The sequence below is a fragment of the Bradyrhizobium sp. AZCC 2289 genome (assembly GCF_036924615.1).
Taxonomy (GTDB): Bacteria; Pseudomonadota; Alphaproteobacteria; order Rhizobiales; family Xanthobacteraceae; genus Bradyrhizobium.
This window is the reverse complement of the sequence record NZ_JAZHRY010000001.1, coordinates 23335-47127: the sequence shown is the minus strand read 5'-3', so window position 1 is coordinate 47127 and position 23793 is coordinate 23335. Positions and strand designations below refer to the sequence as shown.

The 23793-nt window shown below is 63.1% G+C and carries 25 protein-coding genes; 14 read left to right on the top strand and 11 right to left on the bottom strand.

Going from position 1 to position 23793, the window contains the following annotated elements; all coding sequences use genetic code 11:
* Positions 1 to 80: 80 nt before the first annotated feature.
* The 4 genes from fliK (at position 81) to V1289_RS00230 (ending at position 3753) form a co-directional block, all read left to right on the top strand.
* Complete coding sequence (fliK, locus tag V1289_RS00245; RefSeq protein WP_334395151.1) at positions 81 to 1715, top strand: flagellar hook-length control protein FliK; 1635 nt, start codon at positions 81 to 83, stop codon at positions 1713 to 1715.
* Complete coding sequence (locus V1289_RS00240) at positions 1712 to 1978, top strand: EscU/YscU/HrcU family type III secretion system export apparatus switch protein (protein ID WP_074276065.1); 267 nt, start codon at positions 1712 to 1714, stop codon at positions 1976 to 1978. Before fliK ends, V1289_RS00240 begins: the two co-directional genes overlap by 4 nt.
* Positions 1979 to 2191: 213 nt before the next feature.
* Positions 2192 to 3010, top strand: coding sequence for a class D beta-lactamase (gene blaOXA / locus V1289_RS00235; RefSeq protein WP_334395150.1), 819 nt, complete (start codon positions 2192 to 2194; stop codon positions 3008 to 3010).
* Positions 3011 to 3096: 86 nt separating this feature from the next.
* Positions 3097 to 3753: a carboxymuconolactone decarboxylase family protein gene (locus tag V1289_RS00230; RefSeq protein ID WP_334395149.1), complete on the top strand. Its 657-nt coding sequence runs from the start codon at positions 3097 to 3099 to the stop codon at positions 3751 to 3753.
* A 172-nt stretch (positions 3754 to 3925) separates the two neighbouring features.
* Here the strand turns inward: V1289_RS00230 and V1289_RS00225 are convergent, their stop codons facing one another.
* Together V1289_RS00225 and V1289_RS00220 are read right to left on the bottom strand one after the other, a co-directional pair.
* Positions 3926 to 4927 carry a dienelactone hydrolase family protein gene (locus V1289_RS00225; RefSeq protein ID WP_334395148.1) on the bottom strand — a complete coding sequence of 334 codons (1002 nt, stop codon included), beginning with the start codon at positions 4925 to 4927 and terminating at the stop codon, positions 3926 to 3928.
* A gap of 69 nt (positions 4928 to 4996) precedes the next feature.
* Positions 4997 to 5404, bottom strand: a complete 408-nt coding sequence (locus tag V1289_RS00220; RefSeq protein WP_334395147.1) for a DUF4260 domain-containing protein — start codon at positions 5402 to 5404, stop codon at positions 4997 to 4999.
* Between the two features lie 232 nt (positions 5405 to 5636).
* Between V1289_RS00220 and V1289_RS00215 the strand changes: the two genes are divergently transcribed.
* The gene (locus V1289_RS00215; RefSeq protein WP_334407196.1) at positions 5637 to 7169 is read left to right on the top strand and encodes an acyl-CoA carboxylase subunit beta; all 1533 of its coding nucleotides are present in this window, start codon (positions 5637 to 5639) and stop codon (positions 7167 to 7169) included.
* Between the two features lie 120 nt (positions 7170 to 7289).
* On the opposite strand, the gene V1289_RS00210 is transcribed toward V1289_RS00215, so the two are convergent.
* Positions 7290 to 7499 carry a hypothetical protein gene (locus V1289_RS00210; protein WP_334395146.1) on the bottom strand — a complete coding sequence of 70 codons (210 nt, stop codon included), beginning with the start codon at positions 7497 to 7499 and terminating at the stop codon, positions 7290 to 7292.
* A 470-nt stretch (positions 7500 to 7969) separates the two neighbouring features.
* On the opposite strand from V1289_RS00210, the gene V1289_RS00205 reads away from it, so the two are divergent.
* Both V1289_RS00205 and V1289_RS00200 read left to right on the top strand, forming a co-directional pair.
* On the top strand, positions 7970 to 8416 hold the full coding sequence (locus V1289_RS00205) for a DUF2214 family protein (RefSeq protein ID WP_334395145.1): 447 nt from the start codon (positions 7970 to 7972) through the stop codon (positions 8414 to 8416).
* 150 nt (positions 8417 to 8566) lie between these two features.
* Positions 8567 to 8881 carry a hypothetical protein gene (locus V1289_RS00200; RefSeq protein ID WP_334395144.1) on the top strand — a complete coding sequence of 105 codons (315 nt, stop codon included), beginning with the start codon at positions 8567 to 8569 and terminating at the stop codon, positions 8879 to 8881.
* Positions 8882 to 9020: 139 nt separating this feature from the next.
* On the opposite strand, the gene V1289_RS00195 is transcribed toward V1289_RS00200, so the two are convergent.
* Positions 9021 to 10268: a glycerophosphodiester phosphodiesterase family protein gene (locus V1289_RS00195; protein ID WP_334395143.1), complete on the bottom strand. Its 1248-nt coding sequence runs from the start codon at positions 10266 to 10268 to the stop codon at positions 9021 to 9023.
* A gap of 184 nt (positions 10269 to 10452) precedes the next feature.
* Here V1289_RS00195 and V1289_RS00190 point away from each other — a divergent pair, with 184 nt between their 5' ends.
* Positions 10453 to 10770 carry a twin-arginine translocation signal domain-containing protein gene (locus tag V1289_RS00190; RefSeq protein WP_334395142.1) on the top strand — a complete coding sequence of 106 codons (318 nt, stop codon included), beginning with the start codon at positions 10453 to 10455 and terminating at the stop codon, positions 10768 to 10770.
* 192 nt (positions 10771 to 10962) lie between these two features.
* On the opposite strand, the gene V1289_RS00185 is transcribed toward V1289_RS00190, so the two are convergent.
* From V1289_RS00185 to V1289_RS00175, 3 genes are all read right to left on the bottom strand, one after another.
* Positions 10963 to 11208, bottom strand: coding sequence for a GCG_CRPN prefix-to-repeats domain-containing protein (locus V1289_RS00185; protein WP_334395141.1), 246 nt, complete (start codon positions 11206 to 11208; stop codon positions 10963 to 10965).
* A gap of 159 nt (positions 11209 to 11367) precedes the next feature.
* Positions 11368 to 12372, bottom strand: coding sequence for an alpha/beta fold hydrolase (locus V1289_RS00180; protein ID WP_334395140.1), 1005 nt, complete (start codon positions 12370 to 12372; stop codon positions 11368 to 11370).
* A gap of 163 nt (positions 12373 to 12535) precedes the next feature.
* Positions 12536 to 13231: an ArsR/SmtB family transcription factor gene (locus V1289_RS00175; protein ID WP_334395139.1), complete on the bottom strand. Its 696-nt coding sequence runs from the start codon at positions 13229 to 13231 to the stop codon at positions 12536 to 12538.
* A gap of 228 nt (positions 13232 to 13459) precedes the next feature.
* On the opposite strand from V1289_RS00175, the gene V1289_RS00170 reads away from it, so the two are divergent.
* Genes V1289_RS00170 through V1289_RS00160 form a run of 3 tightly spaced genes read left to right on the top strand, consistent with a single transcriptional unit; the run spans position 13460 to position 15018 of the window.
* Complete coding sequence (locus tag V1289_RS00170) at positions 13460 to 13768, top strand: NIPSNAP family protein (protein ID WP_334395138.1); 309 nt, start codon at positions 13460 to 13462, stop codon at positions 13766 to 13768.
* Between the two features lie 28 nt (positions 13769 to 13796).
* The gene (locus V1289_RS00165) at positions 13797 to 14147 is read left to right on the top strand and encodes an antibiotic biosynthesis monooxygenase family protein (RefSeq protein ID WP_334395137.1); all 351 of its coding nucleotides are present in this window, start codon (positions 13797 to 13799) and stop codon (positions 14145 to 14147) included.
* 55 nt (positions 14148 to 14202) lie between these two features.
* Complete coding sequence (locus V1289_RS00160) at positions 14203 to 15018, top strand: isocitrate lyase/PEP mutase family protein (RefSeq protein WP_334395136.1); 816 nt, start codon at positions 14203 to 14205, stop codon at positions 15016 to 15018.
* Positions 15019 to 15085: 67 nt separating this feature from the next.
* Here the strand turns inward: V1289_RS00160 and V1289_RS00155 are convergent, their stop codons facing one another.
* The gene (locus V1289_RS00155) at positions 15086 to 15520 is read right to left on the bottom strand and encodes a hypothetical protein (protein ID WP_334395135.1); all 435 of its coding nucleotides are present in this window, start codon (positions 15518 to 15520) and stop codon (positions 15086 to 15088) included.
* Between the two features lie 166 nt (positions 15521 to 15686).
* Here V1289_RS00155 and V1289_RS00150 point away from each other — a divergent pair, with 166 nt between their 5' ends.
* Entirely contained in the window at positions 15687 to 16334 is a 648-nt protein-coding gene (locus V1289_RS00150; RefSeq protein ID WP_334395134.1) for a trimeric intracellular cation channel family protein, read from the top strand.
* A 3-nt stretch (positions 16335 to 16337) separates the two neighbouring features.
* On the opposite strand, the gene V1289_RS00145 is transcribed toward V1289_RS00150, so the two are convergent.
* The gene (locus V1289_RS00145) at positions 16338 to 17549 is read right to left on the bottom strand and encodes a cytochrome c (protein WP_334407195.1); all 1212 of its coding nucleotides are present in this window, start codon (positions 17547 to 17549) and stop codon (positions 16338 to 16340) included.
* Between the two features lie 309 nt (positions 17550 to 17858).
* Between V1289_RS00145 and V1289_RS00140 the strand changes: the two genes are divergently transcribed.
* A complete protein-coding gene (locus tag V1289_RS00140) occupies positions 17859 to 21350 on the top strand; it encodes an indolepyruvate ferredoxin oxidoreductase family protein (protein WP_334395133.1) in 3492 nt (1163 codons plus the stop codon).
* Between the two features lie 137 nt (positions 21351 to 21487).
* Here the strand turns inward: V1289_RS00140 and V1289_RS00135 are convergent, their stop codons facing one another.
* Positions 21488 to 22339 carry a hypothetical protein gene (locus V1289_RS00135; protein ID WP_334395132.1) on the bottom strand — a complete coding sequence of 284 codons (852 nt, stop codon included), beginning with the start codon at positions 22337 to 22339 and terminating at the stop codon, positions 21488 to 21490.
* Positions 22336 to 22992 carry a cation transporter gene (locus V1289_RS00130; RefSeq protein WP_334395131.1) on the bottom strand — a complete coding sequence of 219 codons (657 nt, stop codon included), beginning with the start codon at positions 22990 to 22992 and terminating at the stop codon, positions 22336 to 22338. Before V1289_RS00130 ends, V1289_RS00135 begins: the two co-directional genes overlap by 4 nt.
* Positions 22993 to 23063: 71 nt before the next feature.
* Between V1289_RS00130 and V1289_RS00125 the strand changes: the two genes are divergently transcribed.
* Positions 23064 to 23480, top strand: coding sequence for a MerR family transcriptional regulator (locus tag V1289_RS00125; RefSeq protein ID WP_334395130.1), 417 nt, complete (start codon positions 23064 to 23066; stop codon positions 23478 to 23480).
* The last annotated feature ends 313 nt before the right edge of the window (positions 23481 to 23793 follow it).

Genomic DNA, 23793 nt, shown 5'->3' with positions numbered 1-23793 from the left:
TTTGCTGATCGCGCTCTGTCGGTTAACGAGAGGTTTACGACGCTGGGGTAGCGTTTCGCCTTCGGGCCGAGACCTCCGCCATGGCGATATCCATCAATCCAGTGCTTCCGGTTATTGCCGTCCAAGAGGTCGGCGCGACCGCGCCCGATCTCGCGCTGCAGGCCGGCAGCGTGGTCAACGCGCAGGTCTTGAAGGTGCTCTCCGCCGATCTGGTGCGGATCGCGATCGCGAGCCTGTCGATCGACGTGCTCTCGGAAGTCCCGCTGCAGGAGGGCCAGACCCTGCAGCTTGCGGTATCGCACACCCAGGATGGCGTCCGGCTTGCGGTAGTCGGGCAGGGCGCCGATGCCGCTGGCCTTGCGGGCGACGCGGTATCACTTTCGCCTGAGGCACTGGTCGATGCCGCCGGCAATCCGCCGACGATCACGGCGCCACAAAGGAATGTGCTGACGCCGCTGGAGCGCGCGGTGGTCTCGGCGGCGGCGCAGGGTGCAGCGACCGCGCAGGAAAGCCTGGCGCCGCTGTTTGCCAATCTCGGCGCGGTGACGTCGTCGGGCGGCCTGCCGCCGAAATTGCAGCAGGCGATTGCGCAAGTGGTGGCGCAGCAGACCAGCCTCGATCAAAATCTCGCCGGCAGCGATATCAAGGCGGCGTTTCAGAAGTCCGGACTCTTTCTTGAAGCCTCGCTCGCATCGGGATCGGTCCCGTCCACCGCCACCGGCGTTCCCGATCTCAAGGCCGCGTTGATCGTGCTGCGGCAAACGCTGCAAGCGGCGCTCGGCACGACGGCAAGCGCACCAACGCCGGTAGCTGCGGCAGCGGTGACGCCGGCGGTGGACGCGGCGGCGCCGTTGCATGCCGCGGCAACAACCGGCCTTGCTCCCGGCCTTGCTTCATCACCGTCACCAAGCCTGGATATCGAGGAAATACTTCTGCCGCAGGCGCGGCTGCCGGTCGCCGAGGATCTCTTTCAGTCGAGCGGCCTTGGCCGCAGCGCGCTGGCCGCCGCGCTCGATGCCGGCCCCTCGGCGGGCGCGACCTTGAACATGCTGCAGGAAGCCTTGCAGGAGCTCGGCAACCCCGCCCGATCGCTGGCGACGCCGCGCGATATTCTCGGCGCTGACGTGACCGTCCACACCAACACGCCGCCGCCGCCATTTCGCGGCGCGCTGCCGACTGCCCAGCCGATTGCGTCGCCGTCGATCGCACCCGGCGCGCCGCTGGCAACCGCGGCGCATCATCTGCTCGGCGATACCGATGCGGCGATCGCGCGGCAAATCCTGCTGCAGGTGGCGTCGCTGCCGGACCGCATCGACCTTTCAAACACCAAAATCGACACCAGCACCCCGCGCTGGAATTTCGAGATTCCGTTCGTGACGCCGCAGGGCACGGCGATGGCACAGTTCGAAATTTCCCGCGACGGCGGCGGCGAGACCGTTGAAGCCGGCAAGCGGGTGTGGCGGGCGCGGTTTTCGCTCGAAGTCGAGCCGGCCGGTCCGGTCCATGCGCTGGTATCGCTGGTCGGCGACAAGACCTCCGTGCGTATGTGGGCGGAACGGCCCGCCACGGCGGAGCAATTGCGCGCCGGCGCCGGACAATTGAGCCAGGCGCTGAGCCGCGCCGAGCTTCGGCCTGGCGAAATCACGATACGCGCCGGCGTCCCGCCGCAGACCGCACCGGCCCGCGCCGGACATTTCCTGGATCGCGCGCTATGAGCGTGGATACCAAAAACCAGCTCGCGGTCGCGCTGCATTACGACAAGACCGGCGCGCCGCGCGTCACCGCCAAGGGCAGGGGCGTCATCGGCGCCAAGATCATCGAACTCGCCAAAGCCCACGACATCCCGATCGAGGAGAACGAGGTTTTGGCGGGCGCGCTGTCCAATGTCGAGATCGGCGACGAAATCCCGGCCGAGCTCTATAAGGCGGTGGCGGAAGTGCTGATCTTCGTGCTGCGGCTGTCGGGCAGAATCCGGTAAGGCGCGGGCCTCATGGTTCGAGACGCGCGGCGTTGCCGCGCTCCTCACCATGAGGGTTTGGAGACCTCATCCTGAGGAGCACGCGTTAACGTGCGTCTCGAAGGATGAAGCCACGGGCTGGAAAATCCGCCATCTGGCATTTGTCTTGTCATTGTTTTACCACGATGGCATCCACATCGTTGCCGCGCTCCTCAACCAGTCCGGATACCCCCCGTGATCAATCGCCGCCATGCGCTCGGTCTTCTTGCCGCCGCGACCATCCTGCCTTCGCGCAGCCTTGCCAATGTCTCCTATCAGCGCAGCGAGTTTCGCGAGGATCTGGCAAAACGGTTTTTCGACCTCGGCACCGAAGGCACCTTCGTCGGCTACAAGGTCGACGATTATTTGATCATCGCCAGCGACAAGGTCCGCTCCGGCCAGGCGAAGCTGCCGGCCTCGACCTTCAAGATCCCGAATTCGCTGATCGCGCTGGAGACCGGCGTGGTCGCGGATCCCGACAAGGACGTCTTCAAATGGGACGGGGTGACGCGCAGCATCGAGGCCTGGAACAAGGATCACACCATGCGCTCGGCGATCGCGGCCTCCGCGGTGCCGGTCTATCAGGAGATCGCGCGCCGCATCGGCCAGGAGCGCATGCAGAAATATGTCGACCTGTTCGACTACGGCAACCGCGACATCGGCGGCGGCATCGACCAGTTCTGGCTGACCGGCAATCTGCGCATCGATCCGATCCAGCAGGTCGATTTCGTCGACCGGCTGCGCCGCGGCGTATTGCCGGTGTCAAAACGCAGCCAGGATCTGGTGCGTGACATCCTGCCGGTGACGAAAGTCGGCGACGCCACCATCCGCGCCAAGAGCGGTCTGTTGGGCGCGGAGGTCGGCAAGCCGTCACTGGGCTGGCTGGTCGGCTGGGCCGAGAAGGGCTCCGAGCAGACCGTGTTTGCGATGAACATGGATTGCAAGGAGCCGAGCCAGATCGCCGCGCGGATGACGGTGACGCAGCAATGCCTCACCGATATCGTCGCGATCTGACGGGCTGACCTGCGCCGCGCCGGCTGGCGCGTGAAGCGCCGCCGGACTACCATCTTCGTGCAACAAAAAAATGCACGGAGGAAGTCATGCACCAAGCGTCACTCTGGATGTCGTCGCTCGCCATTGCCGCGGCCGGCGGCTGGTTCGCCGCCACGATGTTTGCAGCGCCCGCGACCGGCAAGGAGCCGCGCTTTCCGCAGCTCACCATGGACCAGCTCAGCGAAGCGCAAAAGCCGCTCGGCGAGCAGATCATGAAGGTGTCGAGCGTCGGCCTCGGCGGACCCTATAACCCGATGATCCGCAGCCCGGTGCTGGGCCAGCGGCTGTACGACCTGTTCTATTACCTGCGCTGGCAGACCTCGGTGCCCACCAAACTCAACGAGTTTGCGATCCTGATCATCGGCCGGCAGTGGACCTCGCAGGTCGAATGGTTCGCGCATGCGCCGCTGGCGGCAAAGGCCGGACTGTCAGCCGACATCATCGCCGAATTGAAAGAGGGCAAGCGGCCGTCGAAAATGGCCGAGGACGAGGCCGTCGTCTACGACTTCGTCACCGAATTGACGACGACGAAGAAGGTCTCCGACGAAACCTATGCGCGGGCCAAGAAAGTGTTCAATGACCAGCAGATCGTCGACCTGACCGCGGTCTCCGGCAATTACGTCATGGTCGCGATGCTGCTGGCGATGGCGGAAGAAACCGTGCCTCCCGGCAAGGAGCCGCCGTTCAAGGTGGGGGAGAAGTAGGCAAGCTTCCGATCCAGTGGCTTCATGGTTCGAGACGCGCGGCGTTGCCGCGCTCCTCACCATGAGGATCCACAGACCTCATCTTGAGGAGCGGCGTCTTCGCCGCGTCTCGAAGACCTCATCCTGAGGAGGCGCGAAGCGCCGTCTCGAAGGATGGACGCTTGCTGGATGCCTATTCCAGCTTGAACAGCGCCTGCAAAAAATCGCTCACGGCCTTGCGCGCTTCCAGCGCCGTCGCCGGATTGCCGCCGACATGCGGATTGAGTTCGATGCAGGGATCCTTGTAGGTAAACGGCGCCTGCGTATCCGCGTTCATCAGCTGGCCGCCTTCGCCCTCTTTGAGGTGGCAGTTGCGCGCGGTCTGCGCGTTGGTGGATACGGCAACGGTGCTCAGCCCGAGCAGGCCGGAGTCAAAGCCGTGCTGCGAGTCCGGATATTCGGTCAGCACCACGTCGCGCTTGGCCTCCTGCAACCGCGCAACATATCGCTTGCAGCTTGCGACCGGGTTGTAATCATCCGGCGCGCCGTGAAAGATCCGGATCGGGCGCGCCGCGACCTCGGTGTCGGTGGCGTAGGTCGTGGAGCAATCCGGATAAAACGGAATATAGCCGGCAAACTGCACGCCGGACTTGTTCCAGAGTTTGTTGAAGCGATCGAGGCTGGCGTAGAGCGCGGCCTGCCCGCCGCGCGAAAATCCCATCAGCACGATGCGATCGGGGTCGACGCGCGGATGCTTAGCGAGAATTTCAAGCGAGCGATAGATATCGATGATCAAATTGAGCCGGCCGAGCAGGGCCTGATTCGGGCCGACCGCGGTCAATCCGCGGCCGGAAAAACCGTCGATCACGAAAGTCGAAATCCCCATCGCGTTGAACTGGTGCGCCCACGGTTCGATCGAAGGCCCGACGCCGCTCGAGCCGTGCATCATGACAACGACCGGAAGCTTTCCGCTGCCTTGCGCGATGCGGAATTCGCCGGCGACGGTGACCTGTTTGCCGTTGGTGTCGCCGGTCAGGAATTGCTGGTCCGAAATGGTTAGCGACGGAATCGCGTAGATCTCGATCCGGGAGGCGATTTCCTTCGGCATCGATTGCGCGTTGGTTTCGATGCAGGTCAGCAAAACACCGGTACAAAAAATCGCGGCCGTGACCGCGACGCGCCAGTCCGTCAGCATCGGTTTCCCCCAAATTTTCTTATCGCGCCTTGTCGATGTTGGGGAAGACTACAAGCTGACGGGAGCCTGTCAAATCCGGGCGTTGCCGATCCGTCCAAGATGGGTGAAGCCGAATCCGGCATAGTATTTCAGGCCGTAGCCGAGCGCGCGGTCGAAGCCGATATGGGCCAGCCAGATCATGGCGATCGACAGCACCAGCGGCGAGGACAGCGCAAAGCCCGTCGTCATCAGCGCCATCGGCGCCATGTAGCTGTGCGCGGCGTTGTAGATGAAAGCACCGGCCTTGGGGCCGGCGAGATAGCCGGCAAAGGAGAGGTCGGGTGCCAGGAACAGGATGGCGTAGACCCACCACGACCCGTCCCAGACCCCGTACAGCAACGTCATGCCGAGAAACAGCGCCAATCCCTCCAGCCGGAGCAGCGTTCGCACGCCGCCCGATGCGGAGCCTGTGGGTTCTGAAATTGCGCTATCGGACATCGGATTCGGCTCCAGAGCATGATCCGGAAAAGTGGGAGCCGGTTTTCCGGAAAGATCATGCTCAAACAAAGATGAGATCATAATCCCATCGGGATTATGATCTGGCCCCCGCATATATCGACCGCAGGGCAGGGTTACCAGATGCCGGAAGGCCGTTTCCCGTCCCGAAATTGCCGTGTTAGAACCCCTGAAATCCAAAGCCAAATCGGTACTCAAGGACGGGCAGATACAGATGAAGGATATCCTGGACACCCTCGAAGAACGGCGCGCCGGCGCCAAGCTCGGCGGCGGCGAAAAACGCATCGAGGCGCAGCACGCCCGCGGCAAATTGACCGCGCGGGAGCGCATCGAATTGCTGCTCGACAAGGGCTCGTTCGAGGAATTCGACATGTTCGTCGAGCACCGCTCGACCGAATTCGGCATGGAAAAGACCAAGGTGCCGGGCGACGGCGTCGTCACCGGCTGGGGTACCGTGAACGGCCGCAAGACGTTTGTGTTCGCCAAGGATTTTACCGTGTTCGGCGGCTCCTTGTCCGAAACCCACGCGCAAAAAATCGTAAAGATCCAGGACATGGCGATGAAGGCGCGCGCGCCGATCATCGGGCTCTACGACGCCGGCGGCGCGCGCATCCAGGAAGGCGTCGCTGCCTTGGCGGGCTATTCCTACGTGTTCCGCCGCAACGTCATCGCCTCCGGCGTGATCCCGCAGATCTCCGTCATCATGGGCCCCTGTGCCGGCGGCGACGTCTATTCGCCGGCGATGACCGACTTCATCTTCATGGTGAAGAACACCAGCTACATGTTCGTCACCGGGCCCGACGTGGTGAAGACCGTCACCAACGAAGTCGTGACCGCGGAAGAACTCGGCGGCGCCTCGGTGCACGCCACGCGCTCCTCGATCGCGGACGGCGCGTTCGAGAACGACGTCGAGACGCTGCTGCAGATGCGCCGGCTGATCGATTTTCTGCCCTCGAACAACACCGACGGCGTGCCGGAATGGCCGAGCTTTGACGACATCGGCCGCGTGGACATGTCGCTGGACACGCTGATCCCCGACAATCCGAACAAGCCCTACGACATGAAGGAATTGATCCTGAAAGTCGTCGACGAGGGCGACTTCTTCGAAATCTCCGAGACGTTTGCCAAAAACATCGTCACCGGTTTCGGCCGCATCGCCGGCCGCACCGTGGGTTTCGTCGCCAACCAGCCGATGGTGCTGGCGGGCGTGCTCGATTCTGACGCCTCGCGCAAAGCCGCGCGCTTCGTCCGCTTCTGCGACGCCTTCAACATCCCGATCGTCACGTTCGTCGACGTGCCGGGCTTCCTGCCCGGCACCGCGCAGGAATATGGCGGCCTGATCAAGCACGGCGCCAAATTGCTGTTCGCCTATTCGCAATGCACGGTGCCGCTCGTGACCGTCATCACCCGAAAAGCCTATGGCGGTGCGTTCGACGTGATGGCGTCCAAGGAAATCGGCGCCGACATGAACTACGCCTGGCCGACCGCGCAGATCGCGGTGATGGGCGCCAAGGGCGCGGTGGAAATCATCTTCCGCAGCGACATCGGCGATGCGGAAGCGATCACCGCCCGCACCAAGGAATACGAAGACCGCTTCCTGTCACCGTTCATCGCCGCCGAACGCGGCTACATCGACGACGTCATCATGCCGCATTCGACCCGGCGCCGCATCGCGCGCGCGCTGGCGATGCTCAGGGATAAGCATGTCGAGATACCGATGAAGAAGCACGACAATTTGCCGTTGTGAGAATCCACTTCATAGTCGCATGAAACGTCGTCGCCGCGGCGTTGGCAAATTCCGACGGGACGATCTTGCCTTCGGAATCCAGCGCCGGCATTGTCCTGACACTCCGGCGGCCGATGCCCTTCACTCCTCATCGTCCCTTTGGCGTTGCTCGCCTTCGAGAAGGCGCTGCGCAATCGCCGTTCGTCTTGGTATCAGCGCGGCCTCATCCGTGAGCCGCTGCGCAAGATCAGAGTGATATTGTTGCACGACATCGAGCACCGCTTTCCTGGCGAGCGTGCGATGGTACTCGGCAAGGAACCTGTGCATGTCTACGAGCTGTTCATCGGTCATGGGCGTTCGCCTGGCCGTAACGCCGGAGTATACCGCAACCTGTTGATCCCGCGCCAGCTTTCGACGCGCCCAATCCCGGCAAGCTTCACAAACCCAGCCGCGGCAGGGTAGGGCTCTTTCACGTGCCGTGCCAACTTTACCGGGCCCGTCACCCCATCTGCGTTCTTGGTGCGCTTGCCCGACGGACAAATCAACGATTTCCGTATCAAGGCCAAGGAAAATAGTCCCAACCGGGCCTAGAACTCTCGCCGTCTCATCCCCCACGACTCGGGCGCATTGCGCCGCGGGGGGCGAAAGCGCGTGTCGTGAGAGCGTCATTGCGAGGAGCGCAAGCGACGAAGCAATCCAGTCTTTCTTGATGCGGCGGCATGGATTGCTTCGCTGCGCTCGCAATGACGGTCGCACCTTGAATCTGCTTCCTCCACGCTTACAATCGGCCGAAAAAAGGGAGCCTCGAGGGAATTCTGGCCATGTCCACGCTGTTCGCCTTCCTCCACCATGTCTGTGCGTTCACGCTGGTGTCGGCGGTCGCGATCGAATTCGCGTTGATCCGCGGGGAGCTGACGCTTTCCTCCGCGCGCCGGCTGCAGGTCACCGACATGGTGCTCGGCATCGCCGCCGGCGCGTTGCTCGTGATCGGCTTGCTGCGGGTGTTCTTCTTCGAGAAGGGCGCGGACTATTATTGGCACAGCCACGCCTTCATCACGAAATTCTCGATCTTCATCGTGATCGGCTTGTTGTCGATCATCCCGACCGTCGAATTTCTGTCATGGCGCAAGGCGATTGGGGAAGGGCAGGTGCCCGCGATCAGTGCGAAAAAGCTGCATCTGGTCACCGCCGTCATTCACGGCGAGCTTCTGAGCATCGTCTTCATCCTGCTCTTTGCCGCGATCATGGCGCGGGGCGGCTGGGTTTAGGGTTGGCGTTGCGCAATGTGTTTGCGCCGTCATTCCGGGGCGCGCGCCAGCGCGAACCCGGAATCTGGAGATTGTACGCGCGAGATTCCGGGTTCATCGCTCCGCGATGCCCCGGAATGACGAGCGAGAATGCGTAACTGGAGAACACCAATGCCGTTAGCTTACTTCGTCGTCCGCGCCATCGTCGCCGATGCCGCCAAACGTCCGGCCTTTGACGCCTGGTATTCCCGCGAGCATTTGCCGGATGCGGTCAAATCGTTCGGCGCGGAAAAGGCGTGGCGCGCCTGGAGCCTGACCGATCCCGCGCTGCATCAGGCGACGTACCAGTTCGCCGACCAGGCCTCGCTCGATCGCGCCGTCAACAGCGCGGACATGAAGCGGCTGGTGGCCGACTTCAACCGCGACTGGCCGGATGTGACGCGAACGCGGGAGTTGCTGGTGCTCGCGGAGGAATATGGGGTGTAACTTCCTCTGGCCGTCGTCCCGGCCAAGCGAAGCGCGAGCCGGGACCCATAACCACCGGCGGTTATGTTGCGCGAGGCTGTCCCGGCGTTCGCCGGGACGACGAAAGAATTTTCGGCGCAGACCGAAAGACTTGCTGCCCTTACTTCATTCCCATGCAACTCGCATAGAACGTCGTGGTCGCCGGCCAATCGGAAAACATGGCGCGGACGCCGACCTGCTTTGCAAGCACGTCGAGCACCGTCAGGATGTCGCCGTCGCGGTCGATCGCGGCCTTGACCGACGAGTGATAGAAGCCGCCGCCCTTGTTCAAGGGGCCGTCGCGCTCCAGCGACCAGCCGATCAGATCGATGCCGGCGGCCTTCGCGGCCTGGGCGTATTCGGACGGCACGATTTCCTTTTTGTCGTTCAGCGCCAGCATCACCCAGATCGGCGGCGCCAGGATTTTGACGCCTTGCGCTTTCAGCTCCGCCATCGACGGCTGCCAGGTCTCGGGTTTTGCAGGGTCGAGGCCGCGTTTCTCGTAGCGATCCTCCAGATACACCGCCTGTGCCGCGAACGCGGGCTCGGTCTTGCCCCAGAACAGGATATCGGCGAGGTTAAAGCTCTGGGCGTATACGTCGCTCGCCGGAATGCCCGCCTGCTTGTAGGCCTGCAGCATCTGGCTGGCGTATTTTTCCTGGGTGTAGTCGCCGTCGAACGGCATCGGCACTTCCGGCGCCTTCAGTTCCGGCGTGAATTTGGCGCCGAGACTCCTGATCAGCGCGATGCTCTCGTCATGCGTCATCACGGTCCCGGAATTGCTGTAGAGGTCGGTGCGCCAGCGCGGCGTGCCGTTCTGGTAGTCGGCAATTGTTGTCGCGTCCGGATTGAAGCCGTCCATCTTGGCCGTCAGCGTCTTGAATTCGGCCAGCCTGATGTCGCTGGTGCAGCACTTTGCGGACGCCTTCTTGCCGGTGGCGGGATCGGCCGGGCTAAAACCTTGCGCGCATTTCGCTGATAGCGCCGGCACCGACAGGATGTTGGTGGTGGTATGCAGGTCGCATTGCGAATGCCGGCACACCAGTTGCTTGTCTTTGGTGAAGGTGACGTCGCATTCGATCACGCCGGCGCCCATGCGCGCCGCGGCCATGTACGACTCCCTGCTGTGCTCGGGAAACTGCATTGCCGCGCCGCGATGGCCGAAGGAAAAATCGGTCTTGTGGAACGGCCCGGTGCACTGGCTGAGCTGCGTTTTCAGCGGCCCGTCCTTCATCTTGTCGACGAGATAGAACGGACGGGGGCCGATTTGCGCCTCGCGCGGCAGCGGGATGCTTTGCGCCGCGGCGGTTGCCGTCAAGGCGAGCGCCCAGAGCGCGGAGAGGGCGGCGGAACGTCGGCGTAAAAGCATGGTCACCTCGATGGCGGGATGCGCGGATGATATCACCATAGCATTGTGACAGCTGCTGTGGCGGGCGGCAGCAGGGATGCGAAGCGAGATTCGCGTTTCCTGAATAAACAATTCAGCGAGCGTTCATATCGGAGCGGCGAAAATCCGTTCGCATCACTCGCCATCCCAGGAGGAGGAAGATGTCATGGAACGCCGGGACTTTTTGAAGATTGCTTTAGGCGTTGTTGCGGGCGCTGCGGCGGTCGCCGCCACCGCCCAGGCCGCGCCGCTGGCACCGCAACCGCTGGGCACGGACGGACGGTTTTCCGCCCATCAAGATGCCCATCCTGCCGTCACTAATGAAAGCGAAGTCGATCGTCTCAAGCCGCAGGAAGTACGCTGGGGCCACCACTGGCACCACCGTCACTGGGGCTGGCATAGGCGGCATTGGGGTTGGCACCACAGGCATTGGGGCTGGCACCACCGCTGGCATCGCCATCACTGGCACCGCCGCTACTGGTAAAGGGCGTCCCTATGGTGGATGCCGTCCGATGTATAATTGCCCGCCCGGCTGGCATTCCGGCCCGTTCGGCCGCCACTGCTTCCGCAACGGCTGGTGAGTGAAGCGCAGGGGCCGCATCAAGGCCCCTGTCTCCTTCATCCAAACAAAAACCCCGCCTGAGCGAGGTTCTTGCCTTGCGTCAGATGTTTGCGCTCAGAGCGGGCGGCAGCGGCCGTAACGCCAGGAGAAGCCGATCGGGCAGACGCGGCCGGGGCGCACCATGACCACAGGCCGTTCGACGACGACCGGCCGTTCGACGACCACGACGCCGCCGCCATTGACCCGGCATCCGCCTTCGGGCCCGCGATGCATGCCGGGGCCGCAGCCGCCCGCGGCATTGGCGGCGCCAAAGCCCGCGATTGTCGTTGCCATCAGAACTGCCGCGAAAAGGTATTTCATGTTTTTTCCCTTCATTTCGGGGCCGCACCACGCGACACCGCAAAAGACTTCAAGCCTTATGATTCGATGAGCTGTGCCATCCTCGAAACATGGTCAGCCTAACGGCACTGAACTGAATACGGCATGAACGTAGTTGATCCAAATGCCTGTTCGGCAGCGCTAACGGGCGGCGAGAAAGCCGAGCAGCAGTTCGTTGTATTTCGCCGGCGCTTCGAGAAACACCAGATGGCCGGTATCCGGGATCACCTCGGCGCGGCCGTTGGGCATTTTCGCCGCGAACGCCTTGGCGAGTTCGGCGTTCTGGCCCATCTTCGCGCGCAGCGCTTCCGGTGCATTGGGCCTGCCCGGCGCGTTGTGATCGTCGGCGCCCATGATGAACAGCGTCGGCTGCGTGATGAGCGGGATTTCGTGGGCCACCGGCTCGCGGTAGATCAGTTGCGCGGAGGCGACAAAGGCGCGCAGCCAGCGCGGATATTCGGCGCTGCCCTTGATGTTGAAGCGCGCATCGATGAACGGCGTCACCTGGTCGGGCGGCAGCTTGAGCGCATAGTTGGTCTCGAGCTGCTTGCGATAGCCGTCGGCCGTGAGCTTGTCCTCGTTCTCCAGGATTTTTTCGGTCGGCGTCGGCGGCACGTAGAGCCGGTAATCCTCCAGCCCGATCGGCGCGGTGAGCACGAGATGGTTGACCCGGTCGGGGTAGGCGCGGGCGATGCGTACGCCGAGCATGCTGCCGAGCGAATGCGCGACGATGTCGGCTTTGGCGATCTGCAGATGATCGAGCAGCGTGACGGTGTTGCGCGCCAGCGTGTCGAAATGCAGGTCACCCATCGGCTTGGAGGATTTGCCAAAGCCGATCTGGTCCGGCACCACCACGCGGTAGCCGGCGTCGGTCAGCGTCTTGATCACGGGGGCCCAATAGCTCGACGGGAAATTGCGGCCGTGCAGCAGCACCACGGTGCGCCCGTTCGGCTGCGCTGCGGCTACATCCATATACGCCATCCGCACCTGTTCGCCGTCATTGACCAGCGGCAGCATGTTGACGGGGTAGGGATAGGCGAAGCCTTCGAGCCCGATGCCGTAGGGCTCGCGCTCGGCGGCGCAGGCGGGGGTGAAGGAATAGGCGAGCAGGGCGCCGAACAGCGCTGTGGCGAACAGATATTTCATCGAAAGCTCCGGAAGACAGTTTTTCCGCCATGGCCGGGCTTGTCCCGGCCATCCACGTCTTTGCTTGCCGACATACCGAAAGATGTGGATGCCCGGCACATCTGGCGCGAAGACGCGCTTCGCGCTTTTGGCCGAGCATGGCGACGATCAGGAGTGGCTAACTCTATTCGCCGTTTCCGAACAGCGCTGCAAACCGCTTTTCGCCAGTTCGCGAAAAGTTGACGACGCGGCTGCCCTGGGCCGAATCCCGCTCGGCCCATTTGAGTTCCGTGAATCGCGACATCATGGCCGCGCCCAGCGTGCCGGCCAGATGATGCCGCCGCTCGCTCCAGTCGAGGCAGGCCTTGCACACCGGACGGCGCGGGTGGGCCAGCGTGTCGGCGTCGATCTGCAAGGCGGTGGCCATGAACCGCTTGCCCTCGCTGGTCAGTTCGATCGTCTGCTTGGTTTCGCGCACCAGCCGCTGCTTCTTCAGGCTGTCGAGCATCTGCACGCCGAGATCGCCGGCCAGATGATCGTAGCAAATCCGCGCCCGCCGCAGCGCCGGATCCTTTGGCCCGGTGCGCACGCGCATATGGCCGGCGCGAGCGGCAAGGCCGGCGAGGCCTTCGAGCACGCCGGCGACGTCGGGGCCGGTGAGGCGGTAATAGCGGTGGCGGCCCTGTTTCTCAGGCTCGATCAGGCCGCCGGCCTCGAGCTTCGCCAGATGCGAACTCGCGGTCTGCGGCGTGATGCCGGCTTCCTGCGCGAGCTCGCTCGCGGTCAGCGCGCGGCCGCTCATCAGCGCGGTCAGCATGTTGGAACGCGCGGGGTCGCCGACCAGGGAAGCGACCATGGCGATATCGGGGCCAGCTTTCATAGTTCGATGATAGCCGAAGCATTGACGTCAATCAAGCGGATATTCTCGGACTCGAAGTTTGGCTCCGTCATGAAGCTTGGCTCCGTCATTGCGAGGAGCGAAGCGACGAAGCAATCCATTCTTCCTTTCCTCGGAACGATGGATTGCTTCGCGGAGCCTGTCATCGGGCGCGCATTCGCGCGACCCGGTGGCTCGCAATGACGAAGTAATACACATCGGAGGGTTCCCGTGACCGTCACCGTTTTCATCCGTTACCAGCTCGATCCGTTCAAGTGCGCGCTGTTCGAGGAATATTCCAAGCGCTGGCTCACCATCATTCCGAAATGCGGCGGCGACCTCCTGGGCTACTGGATGCCGCACGAGGGCACCAACAACATTGCGTTCGCGCTGATCTCGTTCGAGAGTCTGGCCGCGTACGAGGCCTATCGCGCGCGACTGCGCGCCGACAAGGAGGGTATGGCCAATTTCAATTTCGCCGAGGAGAACAAGTTCATCCTCGCCGAAGAGCGGACATTTTTGCGGCAGGTTGCGCTATAAGGGTCGCAATCACGTCAGGGAGAGTTGAATGATTGCGGTGATCTTCGAAGTCTGGCCGAAGCCGGAACACAAACAGCAATATCTGGATCTCGCAGCCGAGCTGCGGCCGATTCTCGAGACCATCGACGGTTTCATCTCGATCGAACGGTTCGAGAGCCTGACCGAGAAGGGCAAGATCCTGTCGCTGTCGTTCTTCCGCGACGAAGCGGCGGTGGAGGCATGGCGCAACATCCCGCAGCATCGCCGGACGCAAGGCATGGGCCGCGCCAAAATCTTCCAGGACTACCGGCTGCGCATTGCCGGCGTGATCCGCGACTACGGCATGACCGATCGCGCGCAGGCGCCAAAGGACAGCCGCGCCGTTCACGAGGCGCACTAGCGCCGCCAGACGCGCGCACCTATCTTTGCCAGCCAGATATCAGGGAGCGAAAACAATGCCGGTCACGACCGCGGACAAGCGCGCCATCTTCAAGAAGATGCACGAGAGCGGATGCTTCATCATTCCCAATCCGTTCGACGCCGGCAGCGCCCGCGCGCTGCAGCATCTCGGTTTCAAGGCGCTGGCCTCCACCAGCGCAGGCTTTGCCTGGACCATCGCCAAGGCCGATAACCGCGTCACCGTCGATGAGGTCTGCGAGCATCTCACCGCGCTGTGCGCGGCGGTCGATCTGCCCGTGAATGCGGATTTCGAAGGCGGCTTTGCCGTCGAGCCGGAAAAAGTCGGCGCCAACGTCGCGCGCGGCGTGAAGACCGGCGTTGCCGGGCTGTCGATCGAGGATTCCACCGGCGATGCCGCAAATCCGCTATTCGAATCGGAACTGGCGGTCGAGCGCATCAAGGCCGCCCGCAGGGCGATCGATGCCGACCACAGCGGCGTGCTGCTGACCGGCCGCTGCGAAGGTTTTCTGTGGGGCGTAACCGATCTGAACCTGGTGATCGACCGGCTCAAGGCGTACTCGGACGCGGGCGCCGATTGCCTTTATGCGCCGGGCATCAAGACACGGGAGCAGATCGCAGCCGTGGTGAAAGCGGTGCATCCGAAGCCGGTCAATCTCCTGATCGGCGCGTCCGGTCTGTCGCTGAAAGAGGCCGCCGACCTCGGCGTGCGTCGCATCAGCGTCGGCGGGTCGCTGGCGCGCTCGGCCTGGGGCGGGTTCATGAAGGCCGCGCGCGAGATGGCAGAGCAGGGCACGTTTGGCGAGCTTGCCAACGGTTATCCCGGCGGCGAATTGAACAAGATGTTCAAGTAACTCAAAACGGAAAACGCCGCGGGCAAATCAATGCCCGCGGCGTGGTGTCGGATTGATGCGTCAGGCGTTACTTGCTGGCCGGTGCGGTGTCCGCCGGCGGATTGGCGCTCTTGTTCATATCCGTGCTGGCCGGCGGCGTCGCCGGACGTGCCGGAGCCGCACCCGTTGTCATGCCGGACTGGTTGTTGGCACGGGGCGTCACGTCACGCATGCCCGGAGGGGCTGCGGGGGGATTGGCAGGCTGAGTCTGCGCGGTCTGGGTAGCCGGCGTCGTGCCGGCCTGGTTGATGCTGCTGTTGTTCAGCCCGTAGAACACGGCGCCCAGCACCACGGCGATGGCGAGCGCGAACAACGCGACCTTGGCGTTGCCGGCCGGACCCTCGGAGAGCTCCGGATCGGGCTGGATCTCGTTGTCGAGACTGTTGAGACGTGCCTGACGGCGGATTTCGTCATCGGTCAAACCAGTGCGGTAGGGATCGTTCGGATTGAATTGGTATGCCATGAATTGGGTCCTCCGTTAGCGCCCCAATGCTAATCGCGGGAGACAATCGCTGGCGCGGGCGGAGGTTCCGGGTAATCTTGCAACCTGTGCCTGATGGAACCCAAGACTCAATTGAAGGGCTCACGTCCAGGCCCCGAGGTTCCAAACCCGTTCCATGAGGTTCTCGATGTGGACCCTGCCGCCGACCGATTCGGTTCTGCAAATTCTGTCGTTCGTGGCCGTCGCAGCCCAGGCGATGACGGCGGCATTGGCCGCCGGCAAGCGCAGCATGGACTGGGCCGGCGTCTGCATGCTCGGCTGCATTACCGCGCTCGGTGGCGGCACCATCCGCGACGTCCTGCTCGGGCATTATCCACTGGTCTGGGTGCAGCACCCGCCCTTCCTGCTGCTGGCGGCGGGAGCGGCGCTGGCGACCATCCTGATTGCCCGCCTGGTGCATCGGCTGTACGCGGCGTTCCTCGTGCTCGACGCCATCGGTCTGGTGATCTTCACCATGGCCGGTTGCGACGTGGCCTGGCAGGTCGACGCCTCCTTGCCGCTGGTGATCGTGGTGGTGGCCGGGATGATCACCGGCTGCGCCGGCGGCGTGCTGCGCGACATCCTCTGCAACGACGTGCCGCTGCTATTCCGCTCGGAACTCTACGCCAGCATTTCCGTCGTCACCGGGCTGTTCTACGCCACCGCGTTCGGGCTGAAGCTGAATGACCAGGTCTGGACCGCGCTGACCTTTGTGCTCGGCTTCACGTTTCGTCTGCTGGCGATCCGCTACAAATGGGAAATGCCGAAATTCGTCTTCCGCGGGGATCAGCGCTGACGATCATTTTGCCCTGCGCGCTTTCGCGACCTGATCCGGTGTCACCGCAGGCGCCGCGTTGCCCCAGGAATTGCGGATGTATGTGGTGACATCGGCGATCTCCTGGTCCGACCATTTCGCGGCATAGGCCGGCATCGATCCGGTGTTGGGCGCACGCGGCGTCGTGATGCTTTGTGCGCCATCGAGGATGACGCGCAGCGTGCTCAAGGGATCGGCCGACTGCAGATTGGCGTTGCCCGGCAACGGCGGATAGATCCGCGGCGCGCTGGACCCATCGAGCTCATGGCAGGCGACGCAGGCGCCTTTGTAGAGCTTCTCACCGTCAGCCATTTGCGCCGGCGGGGGCGCCGACACGGCAGGCTCCGGCGGGCCTGCCGGCAAATCCTTGAGGTAGACCGCGATCGCCCTGACATCCGCATCGCTCATCCTGGAGGTTGAATTGAGCACGACCTCCGACATCAATTCGCCGGCATGGCTGCGGCCGTTGCGGCCGCTCTGCAGATATTCGGCGATATCGTCGGCGCTCCACGATTTCAGGCCGCTGCGTTCGGCGCCGTCGAGCCGCGGCGCGAACATGCCGCCGACCTGTCCGCCGGCGAATGGCTGGCCGCGTTTGTCGGCACCCAGCATGTTCTTCGGCGTATGGCAGGCGCCGCAATGGCCCGCGCCCTCGACGAGATAACGACCGCGATTCCACGCCGCGCTCTTCGACTGGTCCGGCATCAATATTCCGGGCTTGAAGAACAGCAGATCCCAGCCGCGCATCACGATCCGGTAGTTCAGCGGCCAGCGCAGTTCTGCCGGCTTCGGCGTATTCCGAACCGGCGTCAGCGTCGCGAGATAGGCGCGGATCGCCAAAATATCGTCACGGATCAGTTTGGTGAAGTTGGGATAGGGAAAGGCGGGGTAGTAGCGCGAGCCGTCGCGGGCGACGCCATAGCGCAGCGCGCGATAAAACTCCTCGTCGCTCCAGGCCCCGATGCCGGTATCGCGGTCCGGGGTCAGGTTGGGCGAATAGATCCCGCCAAACGGCGGCGTATCGATCCGTTTTCCGCCGGCGAACGGCTTTGCGGGATCGGCGGTATGGCAACTCGCGCAATCGCCGGCGTCCGTCAGCGCCTTGCCGCGGGCGATGACCTCAGCCGAGGGCTCGGCGCGGCCTTCGCCGGCGACGAACGCAGTGCACAAGAGGAAACAAACGAGAATCGCCCGCATGATCTGCTGTCGTCCCTGCACCGATTGACCTTCCAAGGCGTTATAGCGCGAAAGCGAGCGTGATGCCGACGCCACGCCATTTCGCGCCGGGGCTCCCGGACGACACAAACCGAAAAAGGCAGCCGTTATTCCCAACACGAAATTGCGAACTTCGAAAGCGGGGTTCGTTTGCCCAGAATTGTAGTGCGCGAGAGGAAAAATCCGACATAGACTGGCTCTAACAAGTTCAGATGACTAGTTAAAAAGAGTCGTCGTGACCAAGGCTTACGCGACCAGAGCTTACCGCGACCAAATCTTTAAGAGGGCGGAATGGGAATCAACCAGGGTCCGATCAGTCTCGACCAGAAATACACCCAAGGGACCGGCCACATCTTCCTGACCGGCATTCAGGCGCTGGTCCGCCTGCCGATGGCGCAAATCCGCCGCGACCGGGCCGCCGGCCTCAATACCGCGGGCTTCATTTCCGGCTATCGCGGCTCTCCGCTCGGCGGCTACGACCAGCAGCTGTTCGCCGCCCGAAAGCACCTCGAGCAATACAACATCAAATTCCAGCCCGGCGTGAACGAGGATCTCGCGGCCACCGCGATCTGGGGCTCGCAGCAGCTCAATCTGTCGCCCGGCGCCAAGCATGATGGCGTGGTCGGCATCTGGTACGGCAAGGGCCCCGGCGTCGACCGCTGCGGCGACGTCTTCCGCCACGGCAACGCGGCGGGATCGGCGAAAAACGGCGGCGTGCTGTGTCTGGCCGGCGACGACCACGGCGCCAAATCCTCCACCGTCCCGCATCAGTCGGACCACGCCTTCATCTCCGCGCTGATGCCCTATCTCTATCCGTCCAGCATCCATGAAATGATCGAGATGGGCCTGCTGGGGATCGCGATGTCGCGTTACAGCGGTTGCTGGGTCGGCATGAAGGTGATTACCGAGACGGTGGAGACCACCGCCGAGATCGACCTCACCGACGAGATGACGCCCTTCATCATCCCGACCGATTTCGAGATGCCGCCGGATGGACTCAACCTGCGCTGGCCCGACGACCGCTATGCGCAGGACCGCCGGCTGCAGGACTACAAGGGCTTTGCCGCGATCGCCTTTGCCCGCGCCAACAAGGTCAACCGCGTCACCATGGATTCGCCGAATGCCCGCTTCGGCATCATGGCGTCAGGCAAAAGCTACGAGGATATCAGGCAGGCCTTACGCGAACTCGGCGTGACGCCGGAAATCGCCGCCAAGATCGGGCTTCGGCTGTACAAGATCGGCATGCCCTGGCCGCTGGAGCCGGAAGGGGTCAGGCAATTCGCGGTCGGGCTCGAGGAAATCTTCATCATCGAGGAGCGCCGCGAGATCGTCGAAAATCAGGTCAAGCAGGAACTGTTCAACTGGCGCGACGACGTGCGGCCCCGCATCATCGGCAAGATGGACGATCACGACAAGCGCTTCCTGCCGTTCGCGGAGGAGCTTAGCGTCGCATCATTGGCAAGCTCGCTGACCGAACGCCTGCTTCGACTTAATCTCAATCCCGAGATCGCAGCCATGCTGCGCGCCAAGGCCGACTGGTTCAACGGCCGCCAGGCCAGCCAGATGCAGGCCGTCGCCCCGATCACCCGCACGCCGTATTTCTGCTCGGGCTGCCCGCACAACACCTCGACAAAAGTCCCTGAAGGTAGTCGCGCCTTTGCCGGCATCGGCTGCCACTTCATGGCGCTGTGGATGGACCGCTCGACCGAGACCTTTACCCATATGGGCGGCGAGGGCGTGCCGTGGGTCGGCGTCGCACCCTTCACCAAGGAAGAGCACGTGTTCGCCAATCTCGGCGACGGCACTTACTTCCACTCCGGCAGCCTCGCGATCCGTCAGGCGATCGCATCCGGCGCCAACATCACCTACAAGATCCTTTATAATGACGCGACCGCGATGACCGGCGGCCAGCACGTCGACGGCGAATTGTCGCCGCAGCAGATCACCTTCCAGCTTCACTCCGAAGGCATCCGCGACATCTATCTGGTTTCCGAAAATCCCGACGCCTATCCCGCGAACGAAATCGCGCCTGGCGTCAAGACCGCGCATCGCGACGAGCTCGATACGGTCCAGAAAACGCTGCGCAAGGTGAGGGGGGCGTCGGCGATCGTGTTCGTGCAGACCTGTGCCGCCGAAAAGCGCCGCCGCCGCAAGCGCGGCACCCTGGAGGATCCGGCGCGCCGCGTCCTGATCATTCCCGCCGTGTGCGAGGGCTGCGGCGACTGCTCGGTGCAATCGAACTGCATTTCGGTCGAGCCGCTGGAAACCGAGATGGGCCGCAAGCGCACCATCAACCAGTCGACCTGCAACAAGGACTATTCCTGCCTGAAGGGCTTTTGCCCGTCCTTCGTCACGGTCGACGGCGGAAAGCTGCGCCGCCGCGCGCCGGCCGGCGTCGGCGATATCGGCGATCTGCCCGAACCGGCGTCAAGGCCCACGCTGGAGCGGCCCTATAACGTCGCCGTTGGCGGCGTCGGCGGCACCGGCGTGCTGACGATCGGCGCGTTGCTCGGCATGGCCGCGCATATCGAAGGCAAGGCCAGCATGATCCTGGACATGTCCGGCCTCGCGCAGAAGGGCGGCGCGGTGCTGAGCCATGTCCGGTTGTCCGAACATACCGCCGACGTCACCTGTTCGCGCATCGTCACGGGTACGGCCGATCTCGTGCTCGCCGCCGACGAAGTGGTGGCCGCCGCCAAGGAAACCATCACGCTCTGCGAATCCAGCCGCACCACCGGCGTCATCAACACCCACCTCATCCCGATCGCCGACTTCATCCTCAACCGCGATTTCAATTTTAGGGCACGCCAGGTCAACAGCGTGCTGGAAACCGCGCTGCGCAAGGATTCTTCGTTCTTCGATTTTACAAAACCCGCCGAAGTGCTGCTTGGCGATTCCATCGCCACCAACATGATGATGATGGGTTTTGCCTATCAAAAAGGCCTGCTGCCGCTGTCGGCAAACGCCATCGAGCAGGCGATCGAGGTCAATGGCGTTGCCATCAAGCTGAACATCCAGGCATTCCAGTTGGGACGTCTGGCTGCGGCCGATCCGGCCCGACTGATCGCGATGATGAAGGATCAGGACGAGACGGTGGCGCCCAAAACGCTGGATGCGATGTCGCTGGACGAGATCATCGCCCATCGCAGCGCGTTGCTGACGGATTACCAGAACGCGGGGCTTGCCGAGCGTTACCGCAAGCTGGTGACGCAGGTGCGCGACGCCGCAACGAGCGGCGGCTATGGCGAGGCACTGCCGCGCGCGGTGGCGATCAACTATGCAAAACTGCTCGCCTACAAGGACGAATATGAAGTGGCGCGGCTCTACACCGACGGCCGTTTCGAAAAACAGCTTCGCGACCAGTTCGAGGGCGACTTCAAGTTCAGCTTCAACCTCGCGCCGCCGTTCCTGTCACGCGGCATCGACGCCCTGGGGCGGCCGGGCAAGCGCGCCTTCGGTTCGTGGATGATGACGGCGTTCCGCATCCTCGCGAAGATGCGTGGCCTGCGTGGCACCGCGTTCGATATCTTCGGCCAGACCGCCGACCGCAAGCTCGAGCGCGATCTGATTGTCGGTTACGAGAAGGATGTGACCACCGTGCTCGGCCTGCTGTCGCCGCTGACGCTGGATACCGCGATCGAAATCCTGTCGCTGCCCGACCGCATCAGGGGCTATGGCCCGGTGAAGGAGAAGGCGGTGCAGGACGCCAAAGCGCGCTACGCGCAACTGGCCGCCGATCTCGTCAATCCGCCGCCGGCGCCAAGGCAGATGGCGGCGGAGTAGGTTGCACTGCTGTAGGGTGGGCAAAGGCGCGTATGCGCCGTGCCCACCACCTGTGAACGCATGCCGTCTTGACGGTGTGCACGCTTCCGCGGACGGACAGCGAGCCCTCGGGGTCGGCTCGCGGGGCTCTGGGTCGATCAGAAGTTATACCCAAACCGAAGCTTCGCCTGATAGCGCTCGTAATTGGCAAGATCCAGCGAGCCGGAAGGAGCGTTGACCGCTCGGCCAGTGACCTGCGCATTCCAGGCTGCCGAAACCCACGCACGTTCCGAGAGCCGTGCATAGAACGTGGGCCCGATGAAAAGGGCTTTTCCTATCAAAACGTCGAGCCCGAGACCGTCATAGCTGCGCATGTAGCGCACCTCTGCGCCGAGGAAAACAGCCGGATGCACTTGCAAAACCATCGCTGCGGATGTCCCGAGTTGCGATTGATGTTCCCATATGCCGGTCGCACGCAGCCGGATCGCTTCGGGCTGATAGAAAACATTGAAGGCCGCGAAGATGCGATCGGATACGAGCTCCTTGTCGGCGATGATCCAAAAATCGGTGCCATAACTATCAACGGGTTCTCCGGTCAGGTCGTCGACGCGGCCCCAATGCGGATCGGCGCCGAGGGTCAGTCCGAAGGGCGCACGCTCGCGATTGAGCACGCGATACCGCATCTCAAGCGATACCGTGTCGAACGCCATCTGATGCCGGTCGTCGAGACCTGAGACGCCGCTTATGTCATGATAGGCGACGCCGACGCTGGGCTCGATCGAAAAATCCTGGAATGGGATGAACTTGACCGCGAGCTGTTGTGAGAGCGCGGTATACGAGCCGGCACCCTTCCCGAAGCGGTTGGTGCCTTCGCTCTCGGCCTCATTCTCGCCGACGTCGTTCACATCGCTGCCGAGCGTGAAGCCGAAGAGGTGCGTGGTCTCAAGCTTCTCGGCGAAGCATATCGTCGGCAGGAGTGCGAGCGTTGCGGCCGCTACCAAGCTCTTCACGAAACCCTTCCGTTGGTCTGTGACGTCAACCGCGGCTCCCCGCGAAGCTCTGCGATGGCATGCCATATGATTTGAAAGCCGCCCGACAGGGAGAGGGTAGCCATAATTGAGGCGACGATCACGTCCGGCCAACCGGTGCCGCTGCCGAAAACGCCGATGGCGGCAAGGAGGACGGCGACGTTGCCGATCGCATCGTTGCGTGAGCATATCCAAACCGAGCGCATATTCGCGTCGCCGCGGCGGAAGCGATACAGCATGAGGGCGACGGCGCCGTTGGTGACGAGAGCGAGAAAGCCGACCGCCCCCATGAGCTCGGCCTTCGGGAGGGTACCGTAGGTGGCATGGAGGATCGTCGTTGCCGCCACCCATGTCCCAAGTGCGAACAAGGTGATCCCTTTGAGAAGCGCGGCACCGGCGCGCCAGTTCAGTGCCATTCCGGTGACGCCAAGACTGATCGCGTAGTTTGCCGCGTCACCCAGGAAGTCGAGGGAGTCGGCTTGGAGCGAACTGGAGCCGGCCGCCATTCCAGCGCCGATTTCGATGGCGAACATTCCGGCGTTCACGGCAAGCGCGATCCAGAGCGCGCGTCGCCATGCCGGTGCCGCCGAAGCGTGCGCGTCGGCACAACAGTGGTCCTGGCAGCGATCGATCATAGTGAGACCCAATGTACTCGCATCCAATCGGGGATATATGCTACCTCTAGCGGCTAGAGGAGCAAGAGCCCATGGGCGAAAGACCGGAGGTATTGTCGATCGGTGACGTCGCCCGGCGAACTCGGGTCAAGGTGCCGACCATTCGTTACTACGAGCAAATCGGCCTCTTACCCGCTCCCAGCCGTTCAGATGGCAACCGCCGATACTATACCGAGGATGCGACGCGGCGGCTCACGTTTGTCCGACATGCCCGCGAGCTTGGTTTCGAAATCGAAGCAATCCGAGCATTGTTGGCGCTGCAGGATGAACCCGATCGGCCGTGCAATGACATCGACGCGCTTGCCCGCGAGCACTTGGCTGCGATCGAGCAAAAGATCGAGCGTTTGACGGCGCTGCGCAGAGAGATGAAACGGATGCTGAAATCGTGCAGCGGAGGTCGCGCTGCCGAATGTCGAGTAATTGAGGCGATTGGAAAATCGCCCGATTGACCAAGCGCTCCGCCCGATCGCCTCCCGCTGGCTTGGTGGCCGAGGGTAGGACTAATGTCGAAAACGTCGGCGTCCGGTTTTGCCATTGAAGACATCGATCTTGCTCGCGTCGCCATCGATTGCCCGACGGGCAAATCACTTGCCGCGTTTTGCGAAGTGCGAGTCAATCCCCACTCTAGAAAATATTCCTGTTTTCAGGTGACCCCAACTCAGTTCACATCTATTGCCATCCCGTCCCGAGAAGAGGGGCGTTGGCCATCGTCACGAACGTTGGGACGGGCTGCGGTGGACGCGACAGCGTCGCGCGCGCGAG